This window comes from Bradyrhizobium sp. HKCCYLRH2060, assembly GCF_051168135.1.
Classification (GTDB): Bacteria; Pseudomonadota; Alphaproteobacteria; order Rhizobiales; family Xanthobacteraceae; genus Bradyrhizobium.
In genome coordinates this window covers 657,328-670,595 of sequence record NZ_JBNPUK010000002.1, presented here as the reverse complement: position 1 = coordinate 670,595, position 13,268 = coordinate 657,328, and the positions used below count along the sequence as shown (strand labels likewise).

Annotated in this window: 10 protein-coding genes; 2 read left to right on the top strand and 8 right to left on the bottom strand. The window is 66.7% G+C overall.

Translation table 11 applies throughout. The features are described from left to right. Positions 1 to 54: 54 nt before the first annotated feature. Together ACQR10_RS06940 and gmk are read left to right on the top strand one after the other, a co-directional pair. Positions 55 to 942 (top strand): YicC/YloC family endoribonuclease, encoded by an 888-nt coding sequence (locus tag ACQR10_RS06940; protein ID WP_315800446.1) that lies wholly within the window; start codon positions 55 to 57, stop codon positions 940 to 942. A gap of 3 nt (positions 943 to 945) precedes the next feature. Continuing rightward, a complete protein-coding gene (gmk, locus tag ACQR10_RS06935; protein WP_315800297.1) occupies positions 946 to 1,605 on the top strand; it encodes a guanylate kinase in 660 nt (219 codons plus the stop codon). 12 nt (positions 1,606 to 1,617) lie between these two features. Here the strand turns inward: gmk and ACQR10_RS06930 are convergent, their stop codons facing one another. The 8 genes from ACQR10_RS06930 to lptF form a co-directional block, all read right to left on the bottom strand. After that, on the bottom strand, positions 1,618 to 3,888 hold the full coding sequence (locus tag ACQR10_RS06930; RefSeq protein WP_316215641.1) for a hypothetical protein: 2,271 nt from the start codon (positions 3,886 to 3,888) through the stop codon (positions 1,618 to 1,620). A gap of 390 nt (positions 3,889 to 4,278) precedes the next feature. Next, entirely contained in the window at positions 4,279 to 5,337 is a 1,059-nt protein-coding gene (locus ACQR10_RS06925) for an alcohol dehydrogenase (RefSeq protein ID WP_316215642.1), read from the bottom strand. Between the two features lie 27 nt (positions 5,338 to 5,364). Next, on the bottom strand, positions 5,365 to 6,225 hold the full coding sequence (gene rsmA, locus ACQR10_RS06920) for a 16S rRNA (adenine(1518)-N(6)/adenine(1519)-N(6))-dimethyltransferase RsmA (RefSeq protein WP_315800294.1): 861 nt from the start codon (positions 6,223 to 6,225) through the stop codon (positions 5,365 to 5,367). Then, positions 6,222 to 7,223 carry a 4-hydroxythreonine-4-phosphate dehydrogenase PdxA gene (gene pdxA, locus ACQR10_RS06915; RefSeq protein WP_316215643.1) on the bottom strand — a complete coding sequence of 334 codons (1,002 nt, stop codon included), beginning with the start codon at positions 7,221 to 7,223 and terminating at the stop codon, positions 6,222 to 6,224. Before pdxA ends, rsmA begins: the two co-directional genes overlap by 4 nt. Further along, a complete protein-coding gene (locus ACQR10_RS06910) occupies positions 7,223 to 8,161 on the bottom strand; it encodes a SurA N-terminal domain-containing protein (RefSeq protein WP_315800292.1) in 939 nt (312 codons plus the stop codon). The genes pdxA and ACQR10_RS06910 overlap by 1 nt, the downstream gene beginning before the upstream one ends. 104 nt (positions 8,162 to 8,265) lie before the next feature. Then, on the bottom strand, positions 8,266 to 10,776 hold the full coding sequence (locus ACQR10_RS06905) for an LPS-assembly protein LptD (protein ID WP_316215644.1): 2,511 nt from the start codon (positions 10,774 to 10,776) through the stop codon (positions 8,266 to 8,268). Continuing rightward, on the bottom strand, positions 10,776 to 11,873 hold the full coding sequence (lptG, locus tag ACQR10_RS06900) for an LPS export ABC transporter permease LptG (protein WP_315712392.1): 1,098 nt from the start codon (positions 11,871 to 11,873) through the stop codon (positions 10,776 to 10,778). The genes ACQR10_RS06905 and lptG overlap by 1 nt, the downstream gene beginning before the upstream one ends. Continuing rightward, positions 11,870 to 13,039: an LPS export ABC transporter permease LptF gene (gene lptF / locus ACQR10_RS06895; RefSeq protein ID WP_315800289.1), complete on the bottom strand. Its 1,170-nt coding sequence runs from the start codon at positions 13,037 to 13,039 to the stop codon at positions 11,870 to 11,872. The genes lptG and lptF overlap by 4 nt, the downstream gene beginning before the upstream one ends. Positions 13,040 to 13,268: the final 229 nt, after the last annotated feature.

The following is a 13,268-nucleotide window of genomic DNA, read 5'->3' as shown; positions in this document are numbered from 1 at the left end:
TTTGGCGGAGCGAGTCTGTCCCGCCATTCCCGATATGCCGGAGACATGGACGAAATGGCGCTGTCGAGCATGACCGGCTTTGCCCGTAGCCACGGGGCAAGCGGTCCCTACTCGTTCGAGTGGGAGTTGAAATCGGTCAATGCCAAGGGATTGGACGTCCGGGTGCGGCTGCCGCAGGGCTGGGACGAGGTCGAGGCCTTCGCCAAGAAGCGCGCCACCGAGGTGCTGTCGCGCGGCACCGTCTACGCCAATCTCACCGTCAAGCGCACCGAGACCGGGTCGACGGTACGAATCAACGAGGATGTGCTGGCGGCCGTCGTGAAGGTGGCGAGCCAGCTCGCGGGCCGGATCGACGCGGTCGCGCCCAGCATCGATGGGCTGCTGTCGATCAAGGGCGTGATCGAGGTGGCGGAGCCGGAGACCGACGAGGCCGAGGACAAGGCCGCCAAGGAGGCGGCGATCGCGGCGTTCGAGACCGCGCTGAAACATCTCGTGGAGATGCGTCGGCGTGAGGGCGACACGCTCGGACAGATCCTCAACCAGCGCGTCGACGAGATCGAGGCACTGGCGAAGAGGGCCGAAACATCGCCGGGCCGCAAGCCAGAGGCCATCAAGGCGCGACTCGCCGAGCAGGTCGCGGCCCTGCTCGACACGTCGGACCGCTTCGATCCTGACCGCCTGGCGCAGGAGGCGCTGCTGATCGCGGCCAAGGCCGACGTGCGCGAGGAACTCGATCGCATCGCCTCCCACATCGCGCAGGCGCGCGAGATGCTCGGCAAGGGCGGGCCCGTCGGCCGCCGGCTCGACTTCCTCGCCCAGGAATTCCATCGCGAGGTCAACACCACCTGCTCGAAGTCGAACGACATCGAGCTGACGAACATCGGCCTGGAGCTGAAGACCGTGGTCGAGCAGTTCCGCGAACAGGTTCAGAATCTGGAGTGATCCATGGCGGCTCACGACGGAAGCTTCGATGGGGTCGAGCGGCGCGGCCTGATGTTCGTGCTGTCATCGCCTTCGGGGGCGGGCAAGACGACGCTGTCGCGCCTGCTGATCGAGCGCATGTCGGGCCTGCGGATGTCGGTCTCGGCGACGACGCGCTCGATGAGGCCAGGTGAGGTCGACGGCCGCGACTATCACTTCGTCGACCGCGCGCGCTTCGAGGACATGGCCAAGCGCAACGAGCTGCTCGAATGGGCCACCGTGTTCGACAACCGCTATGGCACGCCGCGCGCGCCGGTCGAAGCGGCGTTGTCGGCGGGCCAGGACGTGCTGTTCGACATCGACTGGCAGGGCACGCAGCAACTGCGCGAGAAGGCGCGGCAGGACGTCGTCAGCGTGTTCATCCTGCCGCCGTCCGCCGCCGATCTGGAGAAGCGTCTCCACACCCGCGCGCAGGACTCCGATGAGGTCATCCGCGGGCGCATGAGCCGCGCCAGCCACGAGATGAGCCACTGGGCGGAGTACGACTACATCGTCATCAACCGCAACGTCGACGACGCGTTTGCCGAGGTGCAGTCGATCCTCAAGGCCGAGCGCCTGAAGCGCGAGCGCCGCACCGGCCTGACGACCTTCGTGCGCGAGCTGCAGCGCCAGCTCGAGGGCTGAAACGCCTTCCGTCTACGCCCGCCGGCCGAGGCGCGCCAGGATGTCCTGGATGCCGTCGAGCTCATCATCGTGCTGAATGTTGCGCGGCCGCGGGCGCAGCGCCGGAGGCCGCGGAATGAAGTCGAGCGGCGGGGTCGCCGGGTCCTCGAACTGGCTCGGCACGAACAGGGGTCGCTGCTGCGGCGGTCGCTGCGGTTGCTGCGGCGCCTGCGGCCTGTCGATGATCGGTGGCGCGGCCGGGATCGACGACCGCGATTCCAGCAGACTCATCAGTCGGGCCGCGGGATCATCATGCATGTGCGCGACGTCCTGCTGAGCCTCGACTGAGAACTCCTCCTGCTGCGGCTCCGCCTCCAGCTCGTCTTCGGGCAATGAAAAGCGCGACTGCAGAAGGTTGATCAGCGCCGCCGCAGGATCGTCGAGCTCGTCGTCTTCGGCGGCAGGGGCCTCCGACATCATCCCGGGTCCGGCCCTCGCGATGTCATCGTCAGGCTGAGGGGCCGGCTGTCGTGCCGCATGCGCGCGAAGCGTCTCGATCAGCGCGGCCGCTGGATCGGCTGGTGCCGTTGACGGCGCGCGCGGGGGCGCGGGCTGATCGGGCATCGCGGGAACGGGCTGAGCGGCCGGCTGGCCGCCACGCAATTGGTTCGTCAGGGGTTGCGACGCCTGCGTGGTCCGGTGTGCAGCGTCCGCCTGCGCTGGCGGAGCCGTCTCAGCGAGGGCCGCTGCAGCCGGACCGTCGCCAGCCTCGCCGGGTTGCGGGGTACGCCGCTTGGCCGCGCGCGACACCAGCAGCGCGGCAATCACCTTGGCGGCGTCGATCGGCGCGCCGGCAGCGGGGGACGTGGCATCGCTGTTGCGGGCCCTGCGCAGCGCCGACACGATTTCGCTGACGTCGACAGGGGCGGGTGGGGCGGCGGTCGCGGCAGCCTGCGTCGGTGGCGGGGCCGATGGCGGCATTGGTGCGGCCACCTGGATGCGGGCGGGATTCGCTGGTTCAACCCGCTGCGCCGCCGGCCAGGGCTCGGCGGGTGCCGTCGGTGCCGCATAGGTCGGCGAACGCGGCGAGGCAGCTGCGGCAGCGGCGCTCGCCTGGGCTGCTGCAATCTTGGCGGCAGCGGCCTGCGCCGCGGCCATCTGGGCAGCCGTCAGTTGTGCCTGCGCCGGAGCAGCAGGCGATGGGGCAGTTGCGGCAACCGGCATTGGCTGCGCGTTGGTCGTAGCGGTCTGTGCCCCGGAAGGCTCGGCCCGGCGTACTGCTGCGCGATCGACCAGCTCATCGACCGCCTGCCATACCGCGTCGGTGGACTGCGATCGTTGCATCGCCGCAGCCGCGTCCCGGTCGCGTCGGCGTGCGGCTACGGCCGGGTGATCCTGCTGCTGGGGAGACGGCGCCGGCCGCTGCGGACGGGGCTCGACCTGGTCCGGCGAAGCCGCCAGCCGCGCGCTCGCGAGGTCGAGCGCCGAAGCCGGCTGAGAGCCGCGGCTGCCGCCTGAATGGGAGGGTGCTGCCGGCATGCTGCCGCGGCCCGCACGCATCCCGCCCTGCGGCGCCTTGGACCGTGGTTTGATGCGACTACGGCGCATCCGGACTGCGTCCGCGTGCCAGCTGCCGTTGCGCCGTTGCCGCCGTCCCATCCGGCTGAGCCGATAGAGCGCGCTCGCCAGCAGTCCTGAAATCGCGAGGGCGCCGATGACCACGAGCATGAGCACGTGGATGGGCGCTTCGGGCTTGCTTGGCTTCGGTGCGATGATCGGCCCGTCGGCAGCCGGCGCCGCATTCGTGTCCGGCTCCGCATTGCCGTCGTCGGCCATTGCCGGCGGTGGCGCATCGGCAGCGATCGGCTCCGCCTGTTGTGGCGGGGCAGAGGGCCAGGGCGAGGTATCGAGGCTGCGGGGCAGGCTGGTGTCGGATGCGGTCAGCGTCGTCGGTGTGGCGAGAGTCTGCGGCTTCGGCGTGCCGCGCACGGCGAGATCGGCACGCAGCCGCGGCTGCGGCGCTTCTGCGAGGGCGTCGCTGGTGCGAGCGACCGGACCATCGGTGCGTCTTGGCGTCAATTTGGGTGGAGCGGGCTGGGCGAAGTCCCAGGGTGCCGGCTGCTGCGTCGCCCGTATCGGTGCCGCGGCGTCACGGGTGTTGCCATTGGCGTCTTTCAGATACCAGCAACGCCGATTGGTGCCACGATCGAAACGATAGTACCAGCGTTGCGCGTCGGACTTCTCTCCCGTCGGCTCGGTCAGACATTCCTCCGCCGCCAACACGACGCGCGGCAGCACGAGCACGACGGTGCCAAGGATTCCGGCTGCAATGGCAAACGCAACTCCTGCCGTTCGGCTTGCCATTGAAGACTCCGGATACGCTTACGCAACGGCGCGTTCTCGGAGAGAAGTTGGGTGGCAATGAGCCGCAATTCCGGATTAATTCTGTCGCGATCCTTTCGTGCCCGAGTGCGGCTTTTTTCCCACAAGAAGCTCCGCATCACGCCGCGATTTTGGCCGCGCTATCGCGCCAAATCGGTCACATCGGTGACGATGGACCTGGCTTTTCACCCTCAGGGGGCAGAGGCGTCGCGCCGACAACCTCTACGTTTGTGGACAAATGATTGGCCGCAGTGGCAGCGAGCGGCGGCGGTGCAGCACCGCCGCCGCGTGCGATGTCGCAACGACGAGGGATCAGTTCGTCAGCACCACGCGTCCGACCACATGGCCGGCGCGCAGCGCATCGATCCACTTCTGTACGTCAGCCATCGGCTCCTCGCGCATCGGCGGCGGCTTGATCTTGCCGGCGCGCGCGAGCGCCATCAGTTCGTGCGCCTCGGCCAGCGTGCCGACCATGAAACCCTCGATGGTCATGCGCTTGTACACCCATTGAACCATCGGCAGGGTGAACTGGCCGCCCATCAGTCCGGACACGACGATCTTGCCGCCGCGCGCTGCGACGGAAACCGCAAAGGCCATCGACTTCTCGTTGCCGGCGAAATCGACGATTTCGTCGAAGCCGCCCTCGGTCTCCTTGAGGATGCGCTTGATCACATCCGGCTCGGCCGGATCGTAGGCCGTCGCGGCGCCATTCTGCAGCGCGGTTTCGCGCGCGGCCGCCGAGAGGTCGGCCACCGAGATCGGCTGCTTGAACATGGCCTGCGCGAACGACAGGCCCATCATGCCGACGCCGCCGAGTCCGATCAGCAGCAGATTGCGCTGGCGCGGCCGATCCACGAGGCGCTTGAGCGCGCCATAGGCCGTTACGCCGGAGCACATCAGCGTCGCGGCCTGGTTGACCGGCAGCGGATCGTATTCCAGCAGATACTTCGCATCCGGCACCAGCACGTGGGTGGCGAAGCCGCCGTCGATCGAGACGCCGAGGAAGCGCTGCTTGGCGCACAAATTCTCGTCGCCATTGGCGCAGTCGCGGCATTGGCCGCAGCCGATCCACGGAAACACCGCGCGCCGGGCGCCGATCAGCCCCTTCGGCACGTCGGCTCCGACCTCGTCGACAACGCCGGCGATCTCATGGCCGAGCGTGAAGGGCAGGGTCATGCCGCGCGTGGTGTCCAGGCGCTTGCCGCCGCCGAGATCGGCATAGCCGTCCTGGATATGCAGGTCGGAGTGGCACAGGCCGCAGCGCTCGATGCGAACCAGAACTTCCCGGCCTTGCGGCTTCGGCGTCTCGACGATGGTTTCGCACAGCGGTGCGTCGAACTTGACGAGCGACTGACGGCGCATCAACGCCATGATGAAACTCCCTGAAATGCTTGTTGATTACGACTTGTTCTCGTCGCGACTATTGGTCAATTCGCGGGCCATGGCAACAAAGCCCGACACCGGAATGGTCTCGGCGCGGCGGGTGGGATCGACGCCTGCGGCGGCTGCGAGCCGCGCGGGATCCGCCGGCAGCGACTTCAGGCTCTGCCGCAGCATCTTGCGGCGCTGGCCGAAGGCGGCGGCGGCGACCTGCTCGAGCGCGCGGCGGTCGCAGGGTTCGGGCGACGGGCGCGGCACCAGCCGCACCACGGACGACGTGACCTTCGGCGGCGGCACGAAGGCGGATGGCGAGATGTCGAACAGGATCTTGGTCTCGCAGCGCCAGTTGGCGAGCACGCCGAGCCGCCCATAGGCGTCCTCGTTCTCGCGCGCGACGATGCGCTCGGCGACCTCGCGCTGAAACATCAGCACCATCATGTCGTACCAGGGCGGCCACGGCTCCGCGGAGAGCCAGCCGATCAGGAGATGCGTCGCGATGTTGTAGGGCAGGTTGGCGACGATCTTTGCTTTGGTGCTGCCGAGGTAGGGCCGGACGTCGAAGGTGCGGGCGTCGGTGCAGACGATTTCGAGCCGCCCCGGATAGCGCGCGGCGATCGCCTGCAGCGCCGGGATCGCGCGCTCGTCGTGCTCGACCGCGATCACGTGGCGCGCGCCGAGCGCGAGCAGCGCCCGCGTCAGCCCGCCCGGGCCGGGGCCGATCTCCACCACGGTGGCGTCTTCGAGCGGACCCGCGGCGCGCGCGATCCGGGCGGTGAGATTGAGATCGAGCAGGAAGTTCTGGCCGAGCGCCTTGCGCGCCGACAGCTGATGATCACGAATGACCTCGCGCAGCGGCGGCAGGTCGTCGATGGCGCTCATGACGCGTGGCTGGCCATGCGCGCGGCGAGCCGCAGGGCCGCGATCAGGCTCGCCGGATTGGCGCTGCCCTTGCCGGCGATGCCGAACGCCGTGCCGTGGTCCGGCGAGGTGCGGATGAACGGCAGGCCGAGCGTCACGTTGACGCCGTCGTCGAACGCCAGCGTCTTGATCGGGATCAGCGCCTGGTCGTGATACATGCAGATGGCGCAGTCGTAGGTCTTGCGCGCGGCGTCATGAAACATCGTGTCGGCGGGCAACGGTCCCTGCACGTCGAGGCCGGCATTGTGCAAGGTTGCGATCGCGGGCGCGATGATCGTGTCCTCTTCGGTGCCGAGCGTACCGTCCTCGCCCGCATGCGGATTGAGTCCCGACATCGCAATGCGCGGCCGCGACACGCCGAAATAGCGGCGCAGGCTCGCCGCGACGATGCGCGTCGTCGAGGTGATCAGCGGGCTCGTGAGCTGCTCGATCGCGTCGCGCAGCGCGACGTGGATCGTCACCGGCACGACGGCGAGCATCGGTGACCACAGCATCATGACAGGCTGCGGGACCGCGCCGCCATCGGCGGCGAGCTCGGCGAGAAATTCGGTATGGCCGGGATGCGAGAAGCCGGCACGGTAGAGCACGGCCTTGGCGATCGGGTTGGTCACGACGGCGCTGGCGCGTCCGGCCCTCACGTCGGCCACCGCCTCACGGATCGAGCCGATGGCCGCCGCGGCACTCGTCGTGTCCGGACGGCCCGGCAGGGCCGTCACGGCGTGTCCGGTGGAGACCACGGGCAGCACGGTCCCAAACGCCTGTGCCGCCTGTTCGGGACGAACTTCGTCCACGGTGACGGGAAGGTCGAGCAGCCTGGCGCGCTGCGCGAGAAAGACAGGATCGCCGCGCACGTAGAAGGCGGGGAGTCCGAGCTCGGTGCGGCGCAGCCACGCCTGCAGGGTGATGTCGGGTCCGATGCCTGCCGGTTCCCCCAGGGTCAGCGCGAGCGGCTTCGTCATCAGCGATATTCGATCATCGCCGCCTTGCGGACTTCCTGCAGATAGGCCTTGGAGGTGGCCTCGTATTTCTTGGTGTACATCTGCTCCTTGATCTCCCGCTTCTTCGGCGTGTCGATCGTGGTCGGAGTCCGCGAGCAGAGGGCCACCATCTGGATGCCCTGCCGCGTCGCTTCCGGCGGAGTCAGGTGGCCGATCGGCGTGTCATCGAGCAGCTTGCGCAGATTCGGCGGGATGTCGGCGGACGTCTTGACGACGATCTCCTTGATGACCGCATTCGCCGTCGTCTTGAAGATGTTGTTGGCTTCGGCGCAGGTCTGCACCCGTGCGCGCAAGGCCTCGGCCTCCTTGTGCCGCGCTTCCATCAGACCCTGGTTCGAGGAGTTCGACACGATCAGCACGATCGGCTGCATCTTGTACTCGAACGCCTGGCCCTGCTGATCGCCATCGCCGCCGGCGGCGGCGACAGCCGCGGCCACGTCCTTGTCGGAGACGATCAGGCGTTCCTTGTAGCGGCCGCGCACCAGGCTGCTCCAGACGATCTCGGCCTTGATGCGCGCCTTCAGCGTCTCCGGCCGCACACCCTGGCTCTCCAGCGATTTGGTCAACTGTTCCGGGTTGAGCCGCATGCGAGAGCCCATGCCGGCAAACGACTGGTCGACGTCGGAGGCGGTCGGCTCGACGCCAAACTTCTTGCCTTCCTTGATCTTCACCTTGTCGTCGATCAGCTCGTTGATGATCTCCTGGCGAGTCTGATGCTTGCGAGTGCTCAGGAAGTTCAGCTTGGTGCGCTGCTCGATGTCATAGTCGGTGATGGGATCGCCATTGACCATGACGACGATGCTCTGGGCGCGAGCCGACATCGTTCCGATGCCGCAGACGAGTGCGGCAAGAGTGCAGATGGCCAGGGCCCGAAGGCGAGGAGAGAACGCGATCGTCATGACCAAGCTTCGTTGTCGCTATTGATCCAACTGGAAGCGGCGCCACGGCTCCCAACGAGGGACTTTCGACCCCCACGGAGCGGCCCGTCGGAGACTGGCGCGCGCTACTGCAGGCCCCCAGCCCCGGTTCCCGTGGACGAGGAATTGGCCAGCGTCCGGAGTCCGATCTGGAGCATATAGGCATGGCTCAGAACGGGGGGAGTGGTGCCCGCCGTATAATTATACGACGTTACATAGTTGGCGGCCAGCACGAAACAATCGTCCACATAGCCGGCGCCGATCACATACTGGTTGATCTTGTTGGCTGCCAGATCCCAGCGCGCCGCACCCGTGACGACCCAGTTCGGCGCCACCTTGACCGAGCCGCTACCGAGGATGCCCTCGCGACGGTCGAGGTAGCCGAGCGCCGGATCGGCGGCATAGTTGCCGTAGGTCAGGGCCACCGACCAACGATCGAAGTTCGCCTTGGCTTCCGCCTCGAAGCGCTGGATGTTCAGGGTCTGCTGGTCGAACCGGCTGCGCATGCTGAACGTGTAGGTGCGGTTCGGCGAATAGTCGACGCGCGCCACGTAGTCCGAGGCGTTCTTGTCCAGGCCGGAACCGATCGCGGTGTTGTTGGCGTCCTGCACCGCGAACGAGTTCATCCCGAACAGGTGGTAGGACTGGCCGAACAGCACGTTGATGGTGCCGCCGCGGTCGAACTGCGTGGTGGCCTGGACACCGACATTGGCGCGGCCGCCGCCCTCGACGCGGTCATAGCCGGAGAACTTGTCGACGCTGAACAGGTTGCTGGCGTCGAACACCATGCTCTGGGCGTCCTCGTTCGGCAGCCGGCCGGCATAGGTCTCGTTCGGCCGGATGATCACTTGCGCGATCGGCTCGATCGTCGTCGTGCCCCATGGCTGAACGTTGATGAACGGATAGCGATATTCCAGGCCGACCGTCGGCATCAGGCGCAGCGCCTGGGTGTCCCCGGTCTGCAGGAAGTTGCCCACGCCCGGCTGGTTCGAGACGTTGGCGTTGATCGCGTCTGCGCGCAGGATCGCGAACGGCGTCCAGATCTGGCCGTAGGGATCCGTGAACGACCGCCGCCACTCCGCCTGCGCGGTCAGGCGGGTGTAGGTGCCGGGCGTGGCGCGCAGCAGGCACTGGGTGGGCAGGCGCGCCCGCGGATCGGCAGACACCGTCGTGCACAGCCCGGCGGTGTTGGCCGTGGTCGTGATCGGGTCGAACACGGCCGTCTGGCGGCTCAGATTGACGAAGTTGGTCTTGTAGCTGAACTCGCCGCCGAACACGGGATAGTTCAGCACGTTCGAGTAATCCAGCACCGGATAGACCACCGGCACGGTCTGCTGGTTGCCCGAGAAGCTCAGATAGTGGATCGCCCGGACGTCGAAGAAGCTGCGGCTGCCGACGCCGGTCAAGTAAAGCTGCGAGATCGCCTCGGTCGGGAGGCTCATGAACGAGTTGAACGGATCGCGATACTGCGCCAGCCGGTAATCCGACAGGAACATGTAGTCGGACAGCAGGATGCCGTCCCAGCCCCAGACCCATTTGTCGTTGAGCGCGAACTGGCCCTTGGTGTCGACGCCGCCGCGGAACTGGCGGTCGCCCGGCTGGCCGGCGAAGGCGTTGCGGTCGAGCTGATCGATGCCGTACAGGCGCACCTGATAGCCGCCATTGCTGAGGCGCTGGCGGAACTCGGTCTGCAGCAGCACGCCCTGCTTGGAGGTGATACGCGGCGTGAACGTCGCGTCGTAATCCGGCGCGATCGCCCAGTAATAGGGGATGTCGACGCCGAAGCCGTAGCCGCCGGTCTGGGTGACGCCCGGCATCAGGAAGCCGCTCTTGCGCTTCACCGTCGGATCGGGCGTCGAGAAATAGGGGATGTAGGCCAGGGGAACGCCGAAGAATTCGAGCTGGGCGTTCTCGAAATACAGCATCTTCTCGGTCTGGTCGTGGATGATGCGAGCACCCTTGACCTGCCACAACGGCGGCTTCTTCGGATCGTCCTTGCACGGCGCGCAGGCGGTGTACACGCCGTTCTCGAAGACGGTGTAATTGCCCTTGGAGCGGTCGGCGCGAGTCGCCGCCATCCGCGTCTGATCCTCGGTCTCGACGCGCAGCGAATCGACGAAGCCGTCGCGATAATTGTCCGCCAGATCGAGGCTGTTGGCGTAGGTGATCTTGCCGTCGGCGTCGGTCATGCGGATGTTGCCTTCCGCATGCAGGCGCTTGGTCTTCTGGTCGTAGATCACCCGGTCGGCCTCGACCGAAGTGCCGTTGTAGAACAGCTGCACGTTGCCGACCGCCGACACGCGCGAGTTGTTGTAGTCGTAATCGACCTCCGTTGCCTGCACCAGCATCTGGTTGTCGTTGGCGACGCGCGGCGGCGGCGGCTTCGGCGGACGCGGATTGTAGGTGAAGCCCTGCGCGACGGCAGAGGTCGGCGCCACGACCGCGGTCGCAGCAGCAACCATCAGGCCGAGCCCGCAGGCCAGAACGAATCCAAGTACGCCAGACCCGGCGCGACGCACGCGCGCGCAACCGGCGCGCGCAACGGCATGCTGCCGAAGCGCGGCGAGCGCTGTCTGACGGACGGCAACGAACGACACTAGCCGTCCTCCTGGTAGAGCAAAGCCATGAAACCGGTGAGGCCGCCGACGAACACCGGCAGCCACGCCGCAGCGATCGGATTCATCAACTCAGCCTTGCTCAAATCTTCAGTTACTTTCGACAGAACGTAGAGCAGAAACCCGGCGCCCACGCCACTCAAAACCATTTTCTGTACGCCACCCATTCGGAAGAACCTGAGCGACACGGACGCAGCCAGCATGACCATCGCAGCCAGCAAAAACGGCTGCGCGATCAGCTTATGATACTGCAGCTTGTACCCCGCGGTCGCGAAGCCTGAGCTCTCCGACGAGCGGATGTATGTCGGAAGTTGCCAAAACGACACAGTTTCGGGGGTGGAAAAGCTGTTTCGGACCTGCGCCGGCGTCAGGCTGGTCGGAAGAATGTACGTCGGTTCGTCCACCGGCGGCGCATCGAGGGAGAATCGGCGCACCGACCGGAAGACCCACCGGCCTTCTTCCAGGGTCGCCTCGCGCGCTTCGATTCGCTCCTTGAAGTGCTTGTCCGTATCAAAACGGAACAGGGTCAGTCCGGTCAGGCGGACGCCCTGCTGCTCGCTGCGCGCGGCATTGATGATGACCGAGCCGTCGGGGTTGATCTGGTTGAGCCAGAAGCCGGCCGCGTCCTGCACGCCGCCGCCCGGCGCTGCGCCGAACAGCTCGGCCTCCATGCGCTTGGAGAGCTCGCGCAGATTGGCCGACATCGGATTGTAGAGGGTCGTGGCCATCAGCCCGAGCACGATGGCGCTTGCCAGCGCCGGCGCGATGAACTGCCAGGCGGAGACCCCGGCTGCGCGCGCCACCACGAGTTCGAGTCGGCGCGACAGCGCGAGATAGCAGGTCATGGCGCCGATCAGGACGCAGAACGGCATCATCTTCTCGAGCAATTGCGGCACCCGGAACAGCGACGTCTCCGCCACCATCAGCGCCGAAGCGGAGGCAAGTCCGGACGTCTTGCGCACCATCTCGATGTAGTCGACGAGCACGAGCAGGATGAAGATGCTCGCGAACACGCCGACCGCCGAGACCAGGAAGCGGCCGGCGAAATAGCGCCCGAGCGTGTTGGTGACCATGCTCATGCGGTGGCCGGCCTTCCGAACAGCCGCGCGATTCGCGCGTTCGAGCGGTTGATGGCTTCCATCAGCCGCGCCGGCGGCTCGACCACCACGCCGCCGATGATGATCCAGATGCTGAGGCCGAGCACGCCGAACAGCATGAGGTACTGCACCAGCGCCGCCATCGGCGTCTTCACGGTCATGACCGAGCAGGCGAAGCCCGCCATGCGCACGCCGAACACGGCGAGAATGGCGCTGCCGAACGAGAAGTTGCGGCTCTGGCGTGTCGTCCGCGGCGCGCCCAGGAACGCGAAGGTGAGGGCCGCGAAGGCGAACGGATAGATCGGCGCCAGGAAGCGGTCGTGCAATTCCTGGCGGAATTGTCCCGGGATCTGCTTGTAGATCGGATCGTTCTCGGCGGGCGCCATCAGCTCCCACAGATAGCGCTCGCGGATGCCGAGCGTGACGTCGCGGCCCTGGTTCGAAAACTTCGACATGTCGAAGGCGTAGCGGGCGAACGCGACCATCGCCGGCTCGCGCTTGCCGAGCTCGAAGCGTTCCAGATTGCCGTCCTCGAGCACCAGGAACGAGCCGTCGGCATTCTTCACGACGGTGCCCTTCTCGGCGATGATCGTGATTCGCTCCTTGGGATCGCGGCGGTCGTCGATCAGGATGCCGGACAGCTCGCCGCCGGGTTGGCGCTCGCGGATCCGGATGGTCAGGTTCTGGTCGAGCTGCGCGAACCGCCCGGGCTGCAGGATGTTGGCGAGCACGTCGGCGGTGATCTCGGCATCCCACTGCTTGATCCGGCGCAGGCCGTCGGGGGCGAAGAAGGCGGCGATCAGCGTCACCAGCACGGCCACCGCGCAGGTGGCATAGGCGAACGGCACGAACAGCCGGATCGGCGACATGCCGGCCGCGTTCATGACGATGATCTCCGAATCGGTCGCAAGCTTGTTCAGCGTGTGCGAGACCGCGATCATCAGCGCGATCGGCGCGATGACGCCGAGAAGGGAGGGAATCACGAGACCGGTGATGCCAAGGAAGGTCAGGATCGTCTGGCCCTGGCTGGTCATCAGGTCGATGCCGCGCAGCGCCTGCGTAATCCAGATCACGCCGGTGAGGCTGACCAGCACCAACGCGAACGACGCCAGCGTCGTGCGAAAGATGTACCTGTCGATGGACCCCATCGTCTGCGCTCGATCCCCAGTCATCTGTGCCGGAACGCGCGCTGCAGCCAACCCTCGCAACGGGCCCCCCAAGGCTGCAGTCGCCGTCACGTTCCGAAGGCGGTGAATATCTGTACCATCCCTTTGATCCGTCGACAAAATGGCTGTGGCATGGCGCCACGAAAATACGGTTAAAATTTCATCATTGTGACCGGTCCGCCACGCGACCCTTGGCAGCCCGGGCCCGGGC

Excerpts from the sequence above, each read along its gene's own strand:
- ACQR10_RS06940 (WP_315800446.1), top strand. The coding sequence starts at position 55 with ATGGCGCTGTCGAGCATGACCGGCTTTGCCCGTAGCCACGGGGCAAGC.
- gmk (WP_315800297.1), top strand. The coding sequence starts at position 946 with ATGGCGGCTCACGACGGAAGCTTCGATGGGGTCGAGCGGCGCGGCCTG.
- ACQR10_RS06925 (WP_316215642.1), bottom strand. The coding sequence starts at position 5,337 with ATGGCGTTGATGCGCCGTCAGTCGCTCGTCAAGTTCGACGCACCGCTG.
- rsmA (WP_315800294.1), bottom strand. The coding sequence starts at position 6,225 with ATGAGCGCCATCGACGACCTGCCGCCGCTGCGCGAGGTCATTCGTGAT.
- pdxA (WP_316215643.1), bottom strand. The coding sequence starts at position 7,223 with ATGACGAAGCCGCTCGCGCTGACCCTGGGGGAACCGGCAGGCATCGGA.
- ACQR10_RS06910 (WP_315800292.1), bottom strand. The coding sequence starts at position 8,161 with ATGACGATCGCGTTCTCTCCTCGCCTTCGGGCCCTGGCCATCTGCACT.
- lptG (WP_315712392.1), bottom strand. The coding sequence starts at position 11,873 with ATGAGCATGGTCACCAACACGCTCGGGCGCTATTTCGCCGGCCGCTTC.
- lptF (WP_315800289.1), bottom strand. The coding sequence starts at position 13,039 with ATGGGGTCCATCGACAGGTACATCTTTCGCACGACGCTGGCGTCGTTC.